The organism is Variovorax sp. YR634 (assembly GCF_900106655.1).
GTDB lineage: Bacteria > Pseudomonadota > Gammaproteobacteria > Burkholderiales > Burkholderiaceae_C > Variovorax.
Map to the genome: position 1 here is coordinate 101692 of NZ_FNOL01000020.1, position 16666 is coordinate 118357.

The 16666-nt window shown below is 68.6% G+C and carries 19 protein-coding genes; 1 reads left to right on the forward strand and 18 read right to left on the reverse strand.

Features of this window, described 5'->3' with window-relative positions:
• Positions 1 to 21 precede the first annotated feature (21 nt).
• The 5 genes from BLV60_RS26550 to BLV60_RS26570 are packed head-to-tail and all read right to left on the reverse strand — an operon-like array spanning position 22 to position 5169.
• Entirely contained in the window at positions 22 to 474 is a 453-nt protein-coding gene (locus BLV60_RS26550; RefSeq protein WP_093058281.1) for a carboxymuconolactone decarboxylase family protein, read from the reverse strand.
• Positions 392 to 889 carry a MerR family transcriptional regulator gene (locus BLV60_RS26555; RefSeq protein ID WP_093058282.1) on the reverse strand — a complete coding sequence of 166 codons (498 nt, stop codon included), beginning with the start codon at positions 887 to 889 and terminating at the stop codon, positions 392 to 394. Before BLV60_RS26555 ends, BLV60_RS26550 begins: the two co-directional genes overlap by 83 nt.
• 51 nt (positions 890 to 940) lie before the next feature.
• Positions 941 to 2728 (reverse strand): aminodeoxychorismate synthase component I, encoded by a 1788-nt coding sequence (gene pabB, locus BLV60_RS26560; protein WP_093058325.1) that lies wholly within the window; start codon positions 2726 to 2728, stop codon positions 941 to 943.
• Positions 2718 to 4124, reverse strand: a complete 1407-nt coding sequence (locus tag BLV60_RS26565; protein WP_093058283.1) for a TAXI family TRAP transporter solute-binding subunit — start codon at positions 4122 to 4124, stop codon at positions 2718 to 2720. The genes pabB and BLV60_RS26565 overlap by 11 nt, the downstream gene beginning before the upstream one ends.
• Before the next feature lie 16 nt (positions 4125 to 4140).
• Positions 4141 to 5169: a P1 family peptidase gene (locus tag BLV60_RS26570; protein WP_093058284.1), complete on the reverse strand. Its 1029-nt coding sequence runs from the start codon at positions 5167 to 5169 to the stop codon at positions 4141 to 4143.
• A gap of 40 nt (positions 5170 to 5209) precedes the next feature.
• Between BLV60_RS26570 and BLV60_RS26575 the strand changes: the two genes are divergently transcribed.
• Entirely contained in the window at positions 5210 to 6511 is a 1302-nt protein-coding gene (locus BLV60_RS26575) for an NAD(P)/FAD-dependent oxidoreductase (protein ID WP_093058285.1), read from the forward strand.
• Positions 6512 to 6554: 43 nt separating this feature from the next.
• On the opposite strand, the gene BLV60_RS26580 is transcribed toward BLV60_RS26575, so the two are convergent.
• From BLV60_RS26580 to BLV60_RS26640, 13 genes are all read right to left on the reverse strand, one after another.
• Positions 6555 to 6845 carry a copper-binding protein gene (locus BLV60_RS26580; protein ID WP_093058286.1) on the reverse strand — a complete coding sequence of 97 codons (291 nt, stop codon included), beginning with the start codon at positions 6843 to 6845 and terminating at the stop codon, positions 6555 to 6557.
• A 32-nt stretch (positions 6846 to 6877) separates the two neighbouring features.
• On the reverse strand, positions 6878 to 7324 hold the full coding sequence (locus BLV60_RS26585) for a DUF411 domain-containing protein (RefSeq protein ID WP_093058287.1): 447 nt from the start codon (positions 7322 to 7324) through the stop codon (positions 6878 to 6880).
• A gap of 10 nt (positions 7325 to 7334) precedes the next feature.
• Positions 7335 to 7853, reverse strand: coding sequence for a cupredoxin domain-containing protein (locus tag BLV60_RS26590; RefSeq protein WP_007829565.1), 519 nt, complete (start codon positions 7851 to 7853; stop codon positions 7335 to 7337).
• A gap of 33 nt (positions 7854 to 7886) precedes the next feature.
• Positions 7887 to 9278, reverse strand: coding sequence for a multicopper oxidase family protein (locus BLV60_RS26595; protein WP_093058288.1), 1392 nt, complete (start codon positions 9276 to 9278; stop codon positions 7887 to 7889).
• A gap of 1 nt (position 9279) precedes the next feature.
• Positions 9280 to 10755: a TolC family protein gene (locus BLV60_RS26600; protein ID WP_093058289.1), complete on the reverse strand. Its 1476-nt coding sequence runs from the start codon at positions 10753 to 10755 to the stop codon at positions 9280 to 9282.
• 77 nt (positions 10756 to 10832) lie between these two features.
• Positions 10833 to 11249, reverse strand: coding sequence for a hypothetical protein (locus tag BLV60_RS26605; RefSeq protein WP_093058290.1), 417 nt, complete (start codon positions 11247 to 11249; stop codon positions 10833 to 10835).
• A gap of 36 nt (positions 11250 to 11285) precedes the next feature.
• Positions 11286 to 11564: a hypothetical protein gene (locus BLV60_RS26610; protein WP_093058291.1), complete on the reverse strand. Its 279-nt coding sequence runs from the start codon at positions 11562 to 11564 to the stop codon at positions 11286 to 11288.
• The gene (locus BLV60_RS26615) at positions 11561 to 12562 is read right to left on the reverse strand and encodes a glycerophosphodiester phosphodiesterase (protein WP_093058292.1); all 1002 of its coding nucleotides are present in this window, start codon (positions 12560 to 12562) and stop codon (positions 11561 to 11563) included. The genes BLV60_RS26610 and BLV60_RS26615 overlap by 4 nt, the downstream gene beginning before the upstream one ends.
• Entirely contained in the window at positions 12559 to 13140 is a 582-nt protein-coding gene (locus BLV60_RS26620; protein WP_093058293.1) for a DUF1439 domain-containing protein, read from the reverse strand. Before BLV60_RS26620 ends, BLV60_RS26615 begins: the two co-directional genes overlap by 4 nt.
• 59 nt (positions 13141 to 13199) lie before the next feature.
• Positions 13200 to 14168, reverse strand: coding sequence for a M14 family metallopeptidase (locus BLV60_RS26625; RefSeq protein WP_371127407.1), 969 nt, complete (start codon positions 14166 to 14168; stop codon positions 13200 to 13202).
• 2 nt (positions 14169 to 14170) lie between these two features.
• Positions 14171 to 15151 (reverse strand): Bug family tripartite tricarboxylate transporter substrate binding protein, encoded by a 981-nt coding sequence (locus BLV60_RS26630; protein ID WP_093058295.1) that lies wholly within the window; start codon positions 15149 to 15151, stop codon positions 14171 to 14173.
• A gap of 91 nt (positions 15152 to 15242) precedes the next feature.
• On the reverse strand, positions 15243 to 16136 hold the full coding sequence (locus BLV60_RS26635) for a LysR family transcriptional regulator (RefSeq protein WP_093058296.1): 894 nt from the start codon (positions 16134 to 16136) through the stop codon (positions 15243 to 15245).
• 18 nt (positions 16137 to 16154) lie between these two features.
• On the reverse strand, positions 16155 to 16643 hold the full coding sequence (locus BLV60_RS26640; RefSeq protein WP_093058297.1) for a GNAT family N-acetyltransferase: 489 nt from the start codon (positions 16641 to 16643) through the stop codon (positions 16155 to 16157).
• Positions 16644 to 16666 lie beyond the last annotated feature (23 nt).

The following is a 16666-nucleotide window of genomic DNA, read 5'->3' on the forward strand; positions in this document are numbered from 1 at the left end:
CAGACGGCCTCTGAAAAAAGCTCAGTCTGCTTCAGCAAGAGCGCGCGGTTCCGCAAGGGGCTGCGCGCTTTTTTCATCGTCCGCCGCAAACACCTCGCGTGCGGCGAAGAGGCCGTTCAGTGCCGCCGGAAAGCCCGCGTATACCGCCATCTGCATGATGACCTCGACCACCTCGTCGCGCGTCACGCCGACGTTGAGCGCAGCGTGGATGTGCACCTTCAACTGCGGCGCGGCATTGCCCATGGCGGTGAGCGCGGCCACGGTCGCGATCTCGCGGGAGCGCAGGTCGAGGCCGGGGCGCGAGTAGATGTCGCCGAACGGAAACTCGATCACCAGACGGCCAAAGTCGGGCGCGATGTCGGCCAGGCTCTCGACCACCTTGACGCCGCCTTCACCGTCGATCTCGTGGAGCTTGGCCAGGCCACGCGTGTAGCGCAGGTTGTCGTTGTGGCCCTGGTTCTGTGTGTTCGTCATTGCTCGTCTTTCCTTCCCGGGCTTTGCCCGATAGAGGAGGACGCTTCTTCGTCTTCTCGACCTCGCGGTAGTGGTCGATCTTGAGCGACAGCGCCTGCATGGATTGCTGCAGCGTCGCCACCCGGGCCTGAACTTCGGCAAGGTGCTGTTCGAGCATCTCGCGCCGTTCGCCGACGCTGGCGTCCCCCTGGCTTCGAAGCCTGACGAAGGCCTGCATGCCCTGGATGGACATGCCGGTCTCGCGCAGGCGCAACAGGAAATCCAGCAAGTCCATGTCGGCGCTCGCATAGCGCCGCTGACCGCCCGGTGCACGCGGCACCGCGGCAATCAGCCCGATGCGTTCGTAGTAGCGCAGCGTGTAGGCCGTCAGGCCGGTTCGCTCTGCGACTTCCGCAATGGTCAGACTGGTTTCCATGGCGTTGATTCTCGAAATTAGAGCGCGCTCTAAGTCAAGCGCTTTGTCGAACTATTTTTGCGGGACGTTCAGATCGGCATCCAGCCAGCCGCGCAGGCTGTTCACGAAGGCCAGCGCCTGCACCCGGGGCAGATCGTCCACCCGCACGACCGCTTCGGCAAGCTGGCCGCTGCGCACGCGGTTGGCGCGGCCGATGCCGTTCAGCAAACCACAGCGCAAGGGCGGCGTGACCCAGCGGCCGTCGAGCAGCAGGGCAATGTTGCCGCGCGTGCATTCGGTGATCTCGCCGTCGCGGTTCCACAGCAGGGTGTCGAACACGCCCGCAGCGGTGGGCGCGAAGGCTTCGTAGTGGGCGCGGCGGGTGGTCTTGAAGCGGGTGAAGTCGCTATGGGCCTCGTCGAATGCGCGGTCCGCGAGCTGCAGTTGCACGCGTGAGGGCGGCGCTTCCATCGCGAACGCCTCGGCGCGGGGCGTACCTTGCGCATCGAACAGCAGGCGCACGCGCCACGTGCCGGCCGTGTGCTGTGCCTGAAGACGATGCAGGCAGGCGGCGGCGAGCGCTTCGTTCCACGCGTAGCCGAAATGCCGGGCGGCGTTTGCCATGCGCGCCAGGTGCGCCGGTGCATCGCGCAATTCGCCTTCCGCCAGTGCCAGTGTTTCGAGCAGCTCGAAAGGCGGATTCACGGGCAGCTTTGCGTGCGACAGGAAGGCACGCTTGTGCCGCCACTCTTCCCACTCGGCGTCGGCTTGCGCGTCGGCCGTGATCCCGCTTCCGATGCCGCAACGCGCCTCGCCGTCGCGCAGCGTCACGGTGCGGATCGGTACGTTGAAAGTCGCCCGTCCGCCGGGCTGCACCACGCCCACGGCACCGCAGTACACACCGCGCGCCTCGGGCTCCAGTTCGCGGATCATGCGCATCGCGCTGACCTTGGGCGCTCCGGTGATCGAGCCGCACGGAAACAGCGCACCGAACACGTCGGCCAGCGTGGTGCCTTCGCGCACGAGGGCCTCGACATCGGACGTCATCTGCCACACCGTCGGCAGCGCCTCGGTGTGGAACAGCCGCGGCACGCGGACCGAGAAAGGCCGGGCCACGCGCGAGAGGTCGTTGCGGATCAGGTCCACGATCATGACGTTCTCGGCCCGCTCCTTCGGCACGGTGCGCAGCCGCTGCGCCAGCGCTTCGTCTTCGGCGGGCGTGGCGCCGCGCGGGGCGGTGCCCTTCATGGGACGCGTGAGGATGCGATCGCCATGCCAGTCGAAGAATAGTTCGGGTGACACCGACAGCACCTGCTCTTCGCCGGTGTCGATGAAGGCGGTGTAGCCGTCGGGCTGCGCCTGCCGCAGCGCAAGAAACCAGTCTTGTGCATCGCCATGAAAGCCGGCATGCGATGGGGCGGTGTAGTTGAGCTGGTAGAGCTCGCCGTGCGCAATCGCGCGGTGGATGGCCTGCATGCGCTGGTCGAAGTCGGCGCGTGAGAGGCTGTCTTGCCAATCGACCGAAGGCACTGCCGAAGCGTCGCTCCGGGCTTCCGGCCATGGCAGGGCTTCGTCGTGCACGCCGAACCAGGCCAACGGCCCGTCCGCCGCATGCACCGCGAACGCGGGGTCGAAGGCCGCTGCAGCCTCGTAGCGCAGATACCCCACGCACCAGTGCCCCTCACGCGCCAGCGCCTCGACGGCTTCGAGCACAGGCAACACCTCTGCGACCGTCCGCGCCACCAGCACGCGCGACGGCGCACCGAAAGACAGGCGCAGCCGGCTCGCACCATCGCCGCGCGGCTGTGCGAAATCGATCAGCGTGCGCAAGGTCGGATGGAGGGCGCCATCAGGCGGCATCGTTCGCCGCGGTCGTCGGTCCGGCCCCACCGCCCGCACTGCTGCCTTGCGGCGCACGGGCCAGCACCCGCTTGCGCACCGCATAGATGTTGTTGCGCAGCGCATAGAGCTCGTCGGCATACGACAGCGGCACCGCCACCTTGTTGACCGTACGGTCGAGCTGGTCGAGGTCTTCGAGCAGGGACTTCTGTTCGGCCTCTTTCACTTCCGTCTTTGCATCGACCTTCGCCTCGATGTCGCGCAGCCGCGCATACCAGCGGAACACGCGCCGGCGCACGCGGAACTGGTACAGCGGCGGCACCACGCGGCTCAGCGGCAGCATCAGCACCAGCAGGCCGCCCAGCACCAGCCACATGCGCTCGACGAGGTTGCTGGCCCAGAAGGGCAGGTAGCGCTGCCAGATCGGCGGCGTGCCGTTGATGGCGCGGTCGCCTTCGGGGCTCACCGGCAGTTCGCTGGTGCGGGTGTTGGGAAAGTCGCGCGCCCGGTTGAACCAGCCGGCGCCGCTGTGCACCGATTGCGCCGCCTGCGCGAACAGCTGGCGCAGGGCCGGGTGGGTTTCGTCACGCGACAGCAGCGAGGTGGTGGCTGCCAGCAGAGCCACGTCGTGCGGCGGCAGGTCTTTCGACAGGTCGACCACGCCGCGCGGCAGCGTCACCGCCGAGAGGAACGGAAAGCGCCGCGAGTAGGCGTCGGCCTGGCCGAAGTCCATGAGCTTGATGTCGTCCGAACGCAGCAGCCGTTGCACCTGCGGCGATTGCGGCGCGGAAGACAGCACGATGGCATCGAGAAGGCCGGCCTGCAGCGCCTCGGCGGCCGACGCCTGTTCGAGGTTCGACAGCAGCAGGTCTTCGGGGCCCAGCCTGTTGGCCTTGAGCAGGCGCTCCATGATGTCTGGCAGCCCGCTGCCAGGCAGGTCGATGTTCACGCGCAGGCCGCGCAATTGGGCGAGCGTGGTCAGCGTGCCGGTCTTGCGATCGATCTTCTGCGCCGAGTCGGCACGGTAGAAGAGCCAGATCGGCTCGTAGAACAGGCTGCCGAGCGAAGTGAGGCCGGCCTCTTCGTCGGCCACCGGGTCGGCGCTGCCGCCGCGCACGAAGGCCACGTCGGCCCCGCCGGTGCGCAGCAGCTGCAGGTTCTCGGTCGAGCCCGATGTGGGCTTGAGCTCTACCTCGATGCCGCTGTGCTTGAGCGCTTCGGCATAGCGCTTGCCGAACTGCGCATAGGCGCTGCCTGTGGGGCCGGTGGCCAGCGTCACGTGCTTGGGCGGCTGCGGCTGCAGCCACCAGTAGGCGGCGATCAGCAGGCCGATGACGATGAAAATGATCGGCCCTGCCGAGGCGATGAGGTCGCGGATCGACAGCAGGATCAGCTTCAGGGTTCTGGGGAACGCCATGGTGGTCTTCTCGTGTTCAGCCGCGCGCTGCAGCGAGATCCGCCGCGCAGGGAATGTGCAGCTCGCCCACCGTCACCGTGCGCGCCGCATGCACCGCGCGCAACGTGGCGATGGCCACCGCCTCGGCGGCCATGGTGCTGAGCACCGTCATGCCGGGTGCGTTGCCTTCCAGCGGCACGCGGCCGGTGGCCAGCGCGAACAGCGTGTCGCCGTCGCTCATGGTGTGCACCGGGTTGATGGAACGCGCCAGCCCGTCGTGCGCGACCATGGCGAGCCGGTTGGCCTGTACCTTGGTCAGCACCGCGTCGGTGGCGATCACGCCAATGGTGGTGTTGGTGCCCGCCAGCAGGGGCTTGGGGCTGTCGCCGCGCAGCAGGGCGCGGCGGGTGTCGAGCAGCGCCTTGCCGTCTTCGGTGCGCGCGCCGGCCACGGGCTGGCCGGTGTTGTGATCGATCACGTCGCCCAGCGAGTTCACCGCGATCAGCGCACCCACCGTGACGCCGCCGACCGTGACCGATGCGGTGCCGATGCCGCCCTTCATCGCGCGCTGCACGCCGAAGAGCTTGCCCACCAGCGCTCCGGTGCCGGCGCCCACGTTGCCTTCGGCGGGGGCAGCGGTGCTCGCGGCCTCGCAGGCGGCATAGCCGGCCGCGGCGTCGGGGCGGATGCGCGCGTCGCCCATGGGCAGGTCGAACAGCACGGCGGCCGGCACGATGGGCAGGGTGCCGAAGCGCACGTCCATGCCGATGTTGCGTTCTTCCATCCAGCGCATCGCGCCGTCGGCGGCTGCCAGGCCCCAGGCGCTGCCGCCCGCGAGCATCACGGCGTGTACCTGTTGCACGAGGTTGCCGGGCGCGAGCAGGTCGGTCTCGCGCGTGCCGGGGGCAGCGCCGCGAACGTCCACGCCGGCCACGGCGCCGTCGCGCGCCATGACAACGGTGCAGCCGGTGGGGCGGCGGGTGTCGGAGAAGTGACCGACCTCGATGCCGGCGACGTCGGTGATGGAACCGGCGGAATGAGTGGGGGTGGAAGACGGGGCAGACATGGCGGCCGATTATGAGACCGCACCCTCTACGATCCCCACCATGACAGTTGCAAGAAGTTTCTCCCCAGACGGCGGCCGCCGTCATGTCGTGGTGATCGGCGCGGGCGCGGTGGGCAGCGCCACCGCCATCGAAGCCCTGCGCGCGGGCCTGCGCGTGACGGTGGTGGAGCCCGGCGAACCGGGTGGTCCGCAGGCCACGAGCTACGGCAATGCCGGCTGGCTGTCGTCGCACTCCGTGGTGCCGCCCGCGCTGCCGGGTGCCTGGCGCAAGGTGCCGGGCTGGCTGGCCGACCCGCTCGGGCCGCTCGCCCTGCGCTGGCGCTACCTACCGAGGGCCCTGCCGTGGCTGCTGCGTTACCTGGCCTCGGGCTGGACCGAGGCGCGCGTGCAGCGCACAGCCGATGCCCTGCGCACGCTGCTGGCCGACGCGCCCGCGCTGCATGCGCAATTGGCCGCCGAGGCCGGCGTGCCGCAGCTCATCGAGCGGCGCGGGCTGCTGCACGCCTACCGTTCGCGCACCGAGTTCGACGGCGATGCGCTGGGCTGGCGCGTGCGCCAGCGCGTCGGCGTCCAGTGGGAGGAATGGCCGGAAGACGAACTGCGCCGCCGCGAGCCCGATCTGGCGGCGCGCTACACGCTCGGCATCTTCGTGCCCGAAGCCGGCCACTGCCGCAATCCGGGCGCCTACGTGGCGGCCCTGGCGCAGCATGCACTCGATGTGGGCGCCGAACGTGTCGCCGCCCGCGCGACGGGCTTTCGCATCGAGGGCGGCCGTCTGCGCGCCGTGCGCACAGAGGCTGGCGAAATCGCCTGCGACGGCGCCGCCATCTGCGCCGGTGCCTGCTCAGGCCCGCTGGCCGCAGCCGCCGGCTCCGCGGTGCCGCTGGAGTCGGAGCGCGGCTACCACGTGGTCGTCGAAGACGCCACGGCCGGCCCGCGCACGCCGACCATGGTGGCCGACGGCAAGCTCATCGCGCACTGGATGGACGGCGGCCTGCGCGCGGCAGGGCAGGTCGAGATCGCGGGCCTCGAAGCGGCGCCCGACTGGCGCCGCGCCGAAATCCTGCACGAGCATCTGCAATCGATGTTTCCGTCGCTTGCACGACCCGCGCCCGGCGCGCCTTCAGTGAAGCACTGGCTCGGACACCGCCCGAGCCTGCCCGACGGGCTGCCCTGCATCGGCCCGTCAGGCGGCAGCGCCGACATCGTGCTGGCCTTCGGGCATGGCCATGTCGGCCTGTGCGGCTCGGCGCGCACGGGGCGGCTGGCGGCGCAGTTGCTCGCGGGCGTTGCTGCGGAGATACCGTTGGCGCCTTTCGACCCGGGGCGCTTCAAGTCCTAGAGTTCGCCGCGTTCCAGCTGCGCAAGAAGCACGCAGGCGAACCTCAGTTCGCAGGCGCTATCGACAGCACAGTGAGCGCGCCATCGACCTTGTCGGCCGTGAACTGCACCTTGTCGCCGGGCTTCACCTTCGTGAGCAGCGCGGGATCGCTCACGCGGAAGACCATCGTCATGCCCGTCATATCGAGGTTGGGAATGTCGCCGTGCTTCAGCGTGATCTTCTTCGCGTCGGTGTCGATCTTGCGGACCTCGCCTTCGACGGACGGCAATGCAGCCTGCGCGAAGGCGGCTGCGGCGAGCAGGGCGGCACAGAGTGCGGTGAACAGTTTCTTCATGATGAGTTTGCTTTCCTCGGTTGTCGGTTGATTCAGCGATAGCTTTGATAGATGCGCGTGCTGCCATCGGCCAGCACCAGCAGCACGTCGTAGGGATCGCGCTGGTCGCCGTAGGCGGGGCCATCCATGCCCGGCGAGCCGACCGGCATTCCGGGCACGGCGAGGCCGACGGCCTTGGGCTTTTCCTTGAGCAGTCGCTGCACTTCGCGTGCGGGCACGTGGCCTTCGATGGCGTAGCCGCCGACGAGGCCCGTGTGGCACGAGCCCAGCTTGGCAGGCACGCCCAGGCGGGTGCGCGCGGCTGCGTTGCCTTCGTCGTGCACGCGCGTGGCGAAGCCGCTCTTGTTGAGGTGCTTGACCCAGTCCTGGCAGCAGCCGCAGTTCGGGTCTTTCCAGATCTCGACCATCGGTGCCGCGGCCATCGCAGTGAAAGGCACGGCAGTGGAAGCCAGTGCCAGCAGCAGGTTTCTTCGTTGCATGGTTTCTCCTTCAGGATTTGCCAGCGGCAGCCAGCACGCGGATGCGGCCTGCCATGCCGAGTTCGTAGTGGTCCTTCACGAGGCAGGCGAAGTCGAAATCGCCGGCGCGGTTGAAGGTCCAGACCATGTCGCCGGTCTTGCCGGCGGGCACGTGCACCATCCACGGATCGTCGTGTTCCATGTCCGGGAACTTCTTCATCATGGCCGCGTGAGCCTCGATCTCGGCGGTGGTGCCGAGCACGAGTTCGTGCAGTTCCTTGCCGCGGTTCTTCAGGCGCAGGCGGATGGTGTCGCCTTCGCGCACTTCGATGACCGAGGGCGTGAAGGTCATGTCGTCGGCCATCGCGATGTCGATGGTTCGCTTCACCGCATTGGCCTTGCCTGCGATGCCCCAGGCCTTCTGCTCGGGCGCGAGCGTGGCAGCGCCTTTGGGCTTGGGGCCGTTGTGGGCCTCGTGGGCCAACGAAGCAGTAGTGGCAGCCGCGAGCACGAGGCCCGCGGCGATGGACTTGATGAGTGTCTTGTTCATGATTTGAGCTCCAGAGAGGAAGGGGTAAAGGAATCAGTGGTTGTGTGCGCCAGATCCGGAGGGCTTGCGCACGGTTGCGTCGGGGCTGCTGTTCTTCATCGACGGCGCGGGTGTTTCCTTGCGCGTGGCCGGCGGCACGTTCGCGTTCGGCACTTCGCGTGCGACCGTGCCGGCCGGGTGCTTGAACCACCCCGGGTCGCGGTAGTCGCCGGGCTTCTGGTCGCGCCGCACCTTCAGCAGCGTGAACATGCCGCCCATCTCGGCTGATCCGAAGGGGCCGGTGCCGGTCATCATCGGCACGGTGTTGTCGGGGATGGGCATTTCCATTTCGCCCATGTCCGCCATGCCCTTGTCTCCCATCACCATGTAGTCGGGCACGAGCTTGCGGATCTTCTCGGCCACGCCCTTGTGGTCCACGCCGATCATGGTCGGCACGTCGTGGCCCATCGGCCCCATGGTGTGGTGCGCCTTGTGGCAGTGCAGCGACCAGTCGCCTTCCTCGTCGGCTATGAATTCCATCTGCCGCATCTGGCCCACCGCGATGTCCACCGACACCTCGGGCCAGCGCGCGGTGCGCGGCACAGGGCCGCCGTCGGTGCCGGTCACCTCGAACTCGTGGCCGTGGATGTGAATGGGGTGGTTGGTCATCGTGAGGTTGCCCACGCGGATGCGCACGCGGTCGCCCTTGCGCACGTTCAGCGTGTCGATGGCCGGGAACACGCGGCTGTTGAAGCTCCAGATGTTGAAGTCGGTCATGGTGTTGACCTTGGGCGTGGCGCTGCCGGGCTCCACGTCGAAGCTGCCGAGCAGGAAGCAGAAGTCGCGCTGCACGGGCTCGATCAGCGGATGACTCTCCTTCGGGTGCGTGACCCAGAAGCCCATCATCCCCATCGCCATCTGCACCATCTCGTCGGCGTGCGGGTGGTACATGAAGGTGCCGGGCCGGCGCGCGGTGAACTCGTAGACGAAGGTCTTGCCCGGCGGAATGTGCGGCTGCGTGATGCCGCCCACGCCGTCCATGCCGTTGGGCAGGCGCTGGCCGTGCCAGTGCACGGTGGTGTGCTCGGGCAGCCGGTTGGTCACGAAGATGCGCAGGCGGTCGCCCTCGACCACCTCGATGGTCGGGCCGGGCGACTGGCCGTTGTAGCCCCACATGTTGACCTTGAAGCCAGGCGCCATCTCGCGCACCACGGGTTCTGCGACGAGGTGGAATTCCTTGACGCCGGCGTTCATGCGCCAGGGCAGCGTCCAGCCGTTGAGCGTGACGACGGGGTTGTAGGGGCGGCCGTTCGGCGGAACGAGCGGCGGCGCAGTGGCGGTGGAGCCTTGCGACACAGGTTCGGGCAGCGCTGCCATGGACACACGGCTGACGGTGGTTGCGGCAACAGCGGTGGCTGCGCCTGCGAAGAAGTTGCGACGATTCATTTCAATGGCCTCCCGTTGCGGGGGCATCACCGGCCGACGCGGTCTGCGCAGCCGTCATTCCACCGGGCGAGCTGCCCGTGAGCACCAGCTGCAGATCGGTGTCCGCCAGCCAGAAATCGCGCTGCGCCTCGATGCCGGCGTTCACGGCGAGCATGCTGGCGCGCGTTTCGCCAAGCAGCTCCCACACGCTCGCGAGCATGCCGTTGTAGCGAAGGACCATCTCCTCGTTGACCTTCTTGCGCAGCGGCAGCACCTCGTCGCGGTAGCGGCGGGCGATGGCGTAGGCGGTATTCCAGCCCTGCCATGCTTCGCGCGCCTCGCTCGCGGCCAGCACGCCCACGTCGCGCACGCGGGCGGCCGACTGCAGGTATTGCGCCTCGGCGCGGCCATTGCGGGCCTGTCCCCAGTCGAAGATCGGAATGGGCAGGTCGAGTTCGAAGCCGCGCTTGGTCTTTTTCGTGCGATCGGCGTCGTTGTCGAAGGTGGTGTTGCGCACCACGCCCAGTTCCATCGCGTTGATCACGCTGGTGGCATGCGTCAGGCCGAGGGAGCCGGCTACGGCCGTGTTCTGCGCTTGCGCCGAACGCACGTCGAGGCGGTCGCGCAGCGCCAGCGCCTGCACGTCGCCCAGTTCGGGCGCGGCTTGCGGCAGCGGTGGCAGGCGGTCGGGCAGGGTGTAGCCGGCGCGAGCGCCGCTCAGGCCCATCAGGCGCGTGAGCTGCTCGCGGCTGGCGACAGCCGCCTGTTCGGCCCGCGCGAGCTGCGCGGAGGCATCGGCCAGCAGCAGTTGTTCGCGCGTGCGCTGCAGCGCGCTCCAGTTGCCGACCTGGGCCATGCGATGCGCGAGCTCGGCGCCGGCTTCGGCCGCCTCCTTCGCATCGCGCAGGTAGACCACGCTTTGCTGCGCGGCCACTGCGCGTACCCAGGCGCGGCGAGTGTCAGCGGCGAGCATCAGCACGCTCTGCGCAGCCTGCAGCTTGGCCGCCTCGTGCCGCTGGCCAGCCCATCGGGCCTGCCATGGCAGCGTGACCAGGCCCACCACGTTGAAGCTGAGCATTCGCTCGAACTCGCGCTCGCTGCCCTGCGCCAGCCGGCTGAAGGAAAGCACCGGATTCGGCAGGCTCGCGGCCTGCACACGGTCGGCATCGCTAAGTTGCAGGGTGGCGAAGGCGTCTTGCACGCGCGGGCCGTTGATGAGCGCGATGCGTAGCGCGGCTTCGACGTCCAGCGGCCTGGCGAGCAGGGCATCGACGCTCCTTTGCGAGGCTTCGTCGGGCATGCGCTGGGCTGCGCTGCCCGCCATCAGCGGGTTGCCGTTGACCAGCGCCTGCACGTCGGCGGTGCCGCCGTCGGGCGAGAGGCTGGCGCAGCCTGCCAGTATCAGGACGCTCGCGAGTGCAGTGGCGCGTTTGAGCAGCGCGCTACTTCTTCGATAGCAAGGGGGGCCGGCAAGCTGCCGGCGAACAATGGGGTTCACGCTCGATCTCCATGAGCAATACGACGGACGCTGCGAGCCGGAAAGGGCTCACTACGGACGGACTACGGGCAGGGAGATCAGGAAATGGGCGGCTTCAGGCCCTGTGCGGGCTCTGCGCTGGCGAAGCGGGCCGCGTGTGCCGCGGGCGGCGCCTGGGGCGCGCTGTGCACGATGTCGACGAGGGGCATGCCGCCAAGGGCCAACGTATGGCAGACCTGGCAGGCGGTGCAGGTGCCGCAGCCTTGATGGCCGGTGCCGTCGTTGCTGCTGTTGTCATGCGAACCGGCGTGGTCCGCCATGCCCATCTGCATGTCCATGCTGCTGCCGGCATCCATCGCCTCGTGGCAATGGGCTTCGGTAGCCGCAGTCGCCATGGACACGGCTGCCTCAGCCGCCGGCAGCGAATGCCGCACCATCTCGACCGCCATGGCATCGCCGAGCCAGCCGCGGATGGGCAGCAGGGCGATCATGAGGGCGAGCAGCAGGGTGCGCATGGGCGGGATGATAAACCTGCGTCCTAAGACATCAGTTCAAGACACCAGCTGGCCTCGGGCCTTGTCCACCCACACCTGCAGGTTGTCGAGCAGGTCTTTCTGGCTGAAGGAGCAGCTTTCCTCGCTGAAGAGCGCGCTCGACTCCAGCCGATCGAGCAGGCTCAGCAGTACCTCGCCGTAGCGCGGTGGCAGGGCGCCGAGCAGCTCGGTGCTGGCGCGGGCTTCGTTCGACAGCGTGGTGACGGAGCCGCCGCCGTCGGTGCGCAGGGCCGCGATGCGCGCGGCGATGGCATCGAGTTGCTGTACGGCGCTCATTGCTTGTTCTTTCCGGGCGGAGGCAGCGACAGCCCGCGCTCGCGCATCAGGTCGCGCAGGATGTCCGGGTAGTCCGTGATGATCCCGTCCGCCCCCCAGTCCATCAGCCGCTGCATGTCGGCGCGCTGGTTCACGGTCCAGGGCAGCACCTTCAGGCCCAGCTTCTGCCCTTCCTTGATGACGGTAGGCGTGAGGTCGGCAAAGGCCGGCGACCAGATCACCGGGCCCGGTGCGTTGGCCGAAGCGGCCCTGACCATTTGCGGCACCGAGGCGAAGCCGGCTGCATCGATTCCGGCGGTCCAGCGGCTGTCCTTCAGCGTGCGGGGCGTTGTGAGGTAGGCGCGCGGCAATTGCGGCGCGAGCTTGCCGACCAGCGCCAGCGTGCGCCAGTCGAAGCTCTGGATCGTCACACGGTCGGCCATCTTCGCCTTGTCGATCTCGGCGAGCAGCGCGCGCACCATCGGCTCGGGCGCGGCGGTTTCCTCAGGCTTGGTCGGGTCGATCTTGGTCTCGATGTTGAAACGCACCGTGGCCGCGTCGGCGCCGCGTGCCTGCACCTGCGCGAACAGCGCGGCCAGAGTGGGAATGCGCTCGCCGTCGCGCGGCTGCTGCAGCGCGAACTGCTTGCCGTAGTTGCTCGTCGGGTTGAGGCGGCCCACGTCGTAGGTCTGCAGCTGGGCCAGCGTGAGCGAGCGGATGGCCGCGCCGGTGTTCGGCGCCAGCCATGCGCCGCTCGCATCGCGCGTGTGGTCGGGGTTGAGCGAGGTGTCGTGCGAGATCACGACCACGCCGTCGGCCGTGAGCCCGATGTCGAGTTCGAGCGTGGTCACGCCAAGGTCGACGGCATTGGAGAACGCGGCCAGCGTGTTCTCGGGTGCCAGCCCGCGTCCGCCGCGGTGGGCTTCGAGGTCGAAGTGCTGCTTGGCCGTGGGCAGGACGGCGGCGCAGCCTGCCATGAGCAGGGCGGAAAGGGCAGCAGAGAGAAGGGCGTATTTCATTTGAGCTGCACTTTGATCCCGTTGTCTTGCACCGTGATGTCGCCGATCTCGTAGGTCTTGCGCCCGACCGTGAGTTCGTCGGCCGTGAAGCTGCGCAGCACCTGGCCCTGCAGCAGTTCCTGCGCGACCACCGCGCCGATCTTCTGCAGCCGCTCGGCGTCGCGGCCTTCGACGCCCTGCAGCTCGAGGCGCTCGGCCTTGGGCTGGTCGAGCCGCAGCGCGCGCGTGGCCGGGTCGTACCTCAGCGCACTGCTGACCGACACCAGGCCCTGCACCGGCGAGGCCGCCAGCAGCGGGCTGGCGATGGTCAGCGTGGCCGTGATGGCCGCGCGGTTGCCGCGTGCGTCCAGGCCCAGCTGCGGATCGCGCAGCCCGACCATGAAGATCTCGGCGTAGCGCTCGGCCACCGGAAAGCGCTTGGCGATCTGCGTCTGCAGCTCGTCGCGGGTAGCGGTGTATTCGCTGGTGAAGAAATTGAAGCCGGCCAGCGCCGCGAAGGGCGCCTGCAGGGCCGCGGCGCCCAGCAGCGCGCGCAGCACCCGGCGACGGGAGGTGAGGGACGAGGTGCGGAGGTTCATACCGGCCCGAGCTTGCCACAGCCGCAAAGGTTCCCGCCAGCCGCCCCTCGGGCGGTGCCTCAGAGCAGCCGGCGACGGGCGTAACGCACCACCGTCACACCGGGCTTGGCCTGGCGCGTCGAGGGCATGACGAGCACGCAGTCGTCGTAGGGCGTGACCACGGGTTCGCCCTCGTTCCAGCCGATCACGGTGCCCGCGCGTTCGATCACTTCCAGGCCGGTGAAGGGCTGCGCGAAGCGGAAGTCCTCGCCGCGCGCCACCACGGGGCCGGTCACGTCCAGCGCCCACTGCCGGGGTGCGTCGGGCTGCAGCCAGCCGGGCAGTTGCTGCGCGATGGCGGCATCGTCCAGCGTGCCGGCCGCCCGCAGGAAGCGCGCGCACTGGTCTTGCGCCACGGTGCGGCTGGCCGGGTCGCCATGGAAACCGCATTCGACCAGCAGTGCGAGGGCGTCGCTTTGCGCGTCGGCATCGGGCGCGCCGAACCGGCCGAAGTCGCGCATGCGCACGCCGTCCTTGTGGCCTGCGTCGATGACCACGTGCTCCGGGCTGCGCATTGCCTGCGCCAGCCGCAGATTGCGCGGCTGGATGCCGGTGAGCGTCAGCGGCGCCGAGGGCTCGTGCATCGAGTGCAGGTCGAGCAGCCAGTCGGCCTGAGTCACATAGGGCAGCAGCGCCGCGGCACGACGCCTCTCCCGCGTGCCACCGGCCTCGATGCGATCGGGCAGCCACTGGCGATTGAGGTCTTCGTCGACAAAGCGCGAGGCATCGTGGTCGGCCACGTCGAAGGTGTCGAAGGCTTCCAGGTTGCAGAACGCCAGCGTGAGCGTGCCGCGCTGCGGGCGCACGCCGGCCTCCAGCAGGCCCTTGAGCGCCCAGGCGCCGCAAACTTCGTTGCCGTGCACGAGCGCGCTGATCATCACGTGCCGGCCGGGCGCTTCGGCTTCGAAGTGCCAGACGCCTTCGACGCCGGTGTTGCCGGCGCGCCAGGCAGAAAGATCGGGGGCGGGGAGTTGAAACAGCGTGGACAAGCTCATTCCTTGATGTTGGCGAATTTGACGATGGTCTTGTACTTGGCGGTCTCGGTGACCAGGAATTTGTCGATGTCCACGTTCGACGTCGGCACGACCGAGCTGGTGGCTTCCATCTTCTTGCGGAAGTCGGGCGACTGCAGCGTCTCGTTCAGTGCCGTCTTCAGCCGGGCCAGCACCGGCTCCGGCAGCTTCGCCGGCCCCAGCAGCGCGAACCAGACGCCGATGTCCAGGCCCTTGAGGCTCGGGCTCTCGCTGAGCGCCGGCAGGTCGGGCGTGATGGCCGAGCGCCTGGCCTCGGTGGTGCCCAGCGCCACCATCTTGCCGCTGCGGATGTAGGGCAGGGCGCTGGAGAGGACGAACACGCCGAAGTCGATGTTGCCGCCCAGCAGGTCATTGGTGAGCGGCGCCACGCCGCGGTAGGGCACGTGCGTCATGAACACGCCGCCCTGCTGCTTGAGCATTTCTCCGGCCAGGTGCAGCGAGGTTCCGACGCCGGAGCTGCCGTAGCTGTACTTGCCGGGGTTCTTCTTCAGCAGCGCGAGGAATTCGCCGGTGTTCTTCACGCCGGCGCCAGGGGCGGCCACCAGAACCAGCGGCTGCGAGGCAATCAGGCCGATGGGGGTGAAGTCCTTGGGCTCGTACTTCACGTTGCTGTTGACCAGCCTGTTGATTGCCACTTCGTTGCTGGCACCGGCGAGCAGCGTGTAGCCATCGGGCGCGGCATTGGCGACTTTCTGCGCGCCGATGGCGCCACCGGCACCGCCCACGTTGTCGATGATCACCGGTACGCCGAGGCGATGGGACAACTCGACGCCGAGCGCACGCCCTGTGAGATCGGTCGAGCCGCCCGGCGGGTAGGCCACCACCAGCGTGATGGGCTTGTTCGGGTAGGCCTGGGCATTGGCCGGGCCGGAGGCGGCCCAGGCAAGGCCGCACAGGGCCACGGCGAGACAGGAGGAGAAAGCACGGGGAAGACGCATCGTTGCCTCGGAGTTGTAGTAATCCTGAGGATTCTGCGGGGCCGATCATTCCTGCGTGGTGCCGTACTGGCACGAAGCCGTGCCGATTGGGCTAGCGCGGCGTCATTGCCCGCCACACATCCTCGGCCAGCGGACCCAGCCGGCGCTTCGGCCGATAGAGCCGAACCTCGAAGCGCACCTCCATGCGCCGGCCGCCCACGGGCACCAGCCGGCCGGCCTTGCAATCGCCCTGCACCATCGACCAGGGCAGCCATGCCACGCCCAGCCCTCTCAGCACGTACTCGTAGAGTGCGTCGGCCGAATCGCATTCGATGCGACGCTGGAGGCGCGGCGCCTGCGGATTGTTGGCAAGCAGGTCTTCCACCATGCGGCCCATGGCGAGCGTGCGGGCATAGGACAGAAATGGCACCTGGCCGGTGCCGTCGAAGCTGTGCCTGGCAAGGCCTTGCGCATCGGTGCGCGACACGGGCACAAGCTTGTCGGACGCCACCGTCACATGGGAAAACTGCCGCCCATCGAGCCGGAAAGTGAGCGCGGCGTGGTGAAAGATCAGCGAGAAATCCACCTCGTTGTGTTCCAGCATCCGCACCGTTTCCGCCAGCGCGCCCGTCAGCACGCGCACCTCGCCGTCGCGCAGCACGGGTTGCAGCCGCACCAGCCAGTCGGCCATCACCGTGCGCGCGAGCGTGCGGCCCGTGACCAGCGTCACAGTGCGGGCCTGCCGGCCGGCCACGTTGTGCACCTCTTCACGCGAGCCCTCGACGCTGCGCACCACCTGGCTTGCGTTGTCCAGGAAGCTCTCGCCTGCCGCCGTCAGCACGACCGGCGAGCTGCCGCGCTCGATCAGCGTCGCGCCGGCCCACGACTCGAGTGCGCGGATGCGCCGCCCGAAGGCCGGGTGCGTTACGTGGCGAAGCTCGGCCGCGCGCGTAAAGCTTCGCGTCTGCGCCAGCGCGATGAAGTCCTCCATCCATTTGAATTGCATGGTGCGGAGCGAGGCTGGCTAGTTGCCCAAGGGGAGTTCGTAGCGGGCAAAGGACGAGGTGCCCTTTTGAATCTCGCTGTGCAGCAGGAAACCGAAGCGTTCGTAGAGGCTTCGCAGGGCCGCCCTGTCTGCCACGCAATCGAGCCGCAGATGCCTGCGCCCGAGCTCGAAGGCGCGCTCTCGTGCAAAGGCCAGGAGGGCGGTCGACACGCCGCGCCCGGCCCACGCCCGGCGAACAGCCAGCTTGTGCACGAACGCCGAGCTGCCCGGTTCGATCTCGGGCCAGAAGAAGGGGTCTTCCATGTCGAGCCGCATCACGCCGGCCACGTCGCCGTTCTCGCGTGCGATGAAGTAGCGCCCGGCATCGGTGTCGCGCTGCACGCGCTCGAGGCCGACGTCGGCGGCCGACCACAGCGGCCGGCCATCGGCGGCGAGCCATTGGGCGGCTTCGTTCAGAACGGCGGCAACTGTGGCCGCTTCGGAGGGTGTTGCTTGTTCTATGTACATCGCGGTGGCGGAGGATAGCCGAC

Bases quoted from the DNA above. Each gene is read 5' to 3' on its own strand.
- BLV60_RS26550 (WP_093058281.1), bottom strand. From the start codon at position 474: ATGACGAACACACAGAACCAGGGCCACAACGACAACCTGCGCTACACG.
- BLV60_RS26555 (WP_093058282.1), bottom strand. From the start codon at position 889: ATGGAAACCAGTCTGACCATTGCGGAAGTCGCAGAGCGAACCGGCCTG.
- pabB (WP_093058325.1), bottom strand. From the start codon at position 2,728: ATGCCGCCTGATGGCGCCCTCCATCCGACCTTGCGCACGCTGATCGAT.
- BLV60_RS26565 (WP_093058283.1), bottom strand. From the start codon at position 4,124: ATGGCGTTCCCCAGAACCCTGAAGCTGATCCTGCTGTCGATCCGCGAC.
- BLV60_RS26570 (WP_093058284.1), bottom strand. From the start codon at position 5,169: ATGTCTGCCCCGTCTTCCACCCCCACTCATTCCGCCGGTTCCATCACC.
- BLV60_RS26575 (WP_093058285.1), top strand. From the start codon at position 5,210: ATGACAGTTGCAAGAAGTTTCTCCCCAGACGGCGGCCGCCGTCATGTC.
- BLV60_RS26580 (WP_093058286.1), bottom strand. From the start codon at position 6,845: ATGAAGAAACTGTTCACCGCACTCTGTGCCGCCCTGCTCGCCGCAGCC.
- BLV60_RS26585 (WP_093058287.1), bottom strand. From the start codon at position 7,324: ATGCAACGAAGAAACCTGCTGCTGGCACTGGCTTCCACTGCCGTGCCT.
- BLV60_RS26590 (WP_007829565.1), bottom strand. From the start codon at position 7,853: ATGAACAAGACACTCATCAAGTCCATCGCCGCGGGCCTCGTGCTCGCG.
- BLV60_RS26595 (WP_093058288.1), bottom strand. From the start codon at position 9,278: ATGAATCGTCGCAACTTCTTCGCAGGCGCAGCCACCGCTGTTGCCGCA.
- BLV60_RS26605 (WP_093058290.1), bottom strand. From the start codon at position 11,249: ATGCGCACCCTGCTGCTCGCCCTCATGATCGCCCTGCTGCCCATCCGC.
- BLV60_RS26610 (WP_093058291.1), bottom strand. From the start codon at position 11,564: ATGAGCGCCGTACAGCAACTCGATGCCATCGCCGCGCGCATCGCGGCC.
- BLV60_RS26615 (WP_093058292.1), bottom strand. From the start codon at position 12,562: ATGAAATACGCCCTTCTCTCTGCTGCCCTTTCCGCCCTGCTCATGGCA.
- BLV60_RS26620 (WP_093058293.1), bottom strand. From the start codon at position 13,140: ATGAACCTCCGCACCTCGTCCCTCACCTCCCGTCGCCGGGTGCTGCGC.
- BLV60_RS26630 (WP_093058295.1), bottom strand. From the start codon at position 15,151: ATGCGTCTTCCCCGTGCTTTCTCCTCCTGTCTCGCCGTGGCCCTGTGC.
- BLV60_RS26635 (WP_093058296.1), bottom strand. From the start codon at position 16,136: ATGCAATTCAAATGGATGGAGGACTTCATCGCGCTGGCGCAGACGCGA.
- BLV60_RS26640 (WP_093058297.1), bottom strand. From the start codon at position 16,643: ATGTACATAGAACAAGCAACACCCTCCGAAGCGGCCACAGTTGCCGCC.